Source organism: Allobosea sp. P1_A7, from assembly GCF_056406775.1.
Map to the genome: position 1 here is coordinate 1 of NZ_JBFTZN010000586.1, position 1156 is coordinate 1156.

At 60.0% G+C, this 1156-nt stretch carries 1 protein-coding gene; it reads right to left on the reverse strand.

Annotation, left to right across the window (positions count from 1 at the left end; translation table 11 throughout):
- Positions 1-195 precede the first annotated feature (195 nt).
- Positions 196-405: a hypothetical protein gene (locus AC1D34_RS37810; protein ID WP_476827059.1), complete on the reverse strand. Its 210-nt coding sequence runs from the start codon at positions 403-405 to the stop codon at positions 196-198.
- Positions 406-1156 lie beyond the last annotated feature (751 nt).

Here is a 1156-nt window from a genome sequence, read left to right on the forward strand (position 1 = left end):
TTCCTGCGAGCCGTGCGGGCAGAGAGGCACGGCGAGTGAAGCCGGCGGCTGTCTCCTTCGTCATTCGTTGTGGTCACTGGAGACGATGGGGCAGAGTCCGAGATGGGTCGATTCTGCCCTTTCGATGTCGGTTTGAAAGCTGACTTTGATCGTTCGCCTTCAACTCGGCTTCTTCGCCCTAATCTTCTCAGCTAATCAGTCTGCCGACTTCGGCAGCACGCCCATGACCGCGCGTCCGCGCACAGTGAGCGCGTAGGTGTTGACGCCCATCCACGCTGGCGCGGGCGCCCACTCGATCAGACCTTTCCGGATCAGTTCCTCGCGCGCCTTGCCCGGCCGCAATTCGACGCAGCCCCTGTCTGGCCGAAACAGGTGCAAGATCCAGATTTCATCGCGCGTCAGCATCTGGGTCCGGCTTTCATCCGTTCTCGCCGAGCGCCTACCTGCGAACGCGTTGGTTCGCCGTCCTCTGCTGAATCACGATCGACCAGTCGAACAGTCACCGCAACGTTGCGTTGTGAACGGCGCAAGTAATTGTCGGTATTAAATTTAGACCCGGTTTAATCCCTAACCGCGACGGCCGGCGGCGCTGATGCAACGCCTGTCGGCGTATGAGTATTGGGCGGAAGATTTCTTCTCGAACGCCATGCACATATTGTACCGTGATAGGTATGAGAGCTGATCGATGCTCCACCATGCGCCGAGGCCCGTAAGGAACGCGCAGGCGGCAAGAAAGATTTGCGTCGAGACCGGCAGGGTGCTCCAGCGTGCGAGCCAAGCGCTGATGGCATTCATGTAGTCGCTCTTTCATTTTAAGGCGCAGGCTAGGTATCCTGTTCATCCCGCCGCGTTTTGTTGATTCCCGCCATTCTGTTGACGAAACACGCCCTGCGCGTGCAATCCGCTTCGGTCCTGTCGATTGCGTGCCGCAGCCCGAACAACTCGCTGGTCGGTCAGCGCTAGCGGCTTGTCATTCGGCCCGTTGAACTTGCCGCCGACCCCCACCGCAAGCCGGGCGCGCGCACCATAGCCCGGCACCTCGCGCCGCGTACTCTTGTCCAGTGGAAGCTGCCCGATTTCGAGTGGCAGGCCAGTGGGCAGAAGAAAGCTTGTCCGAGTTCACGGCGGTGATCCGTTCCGGGAATGAGTTTGAGCG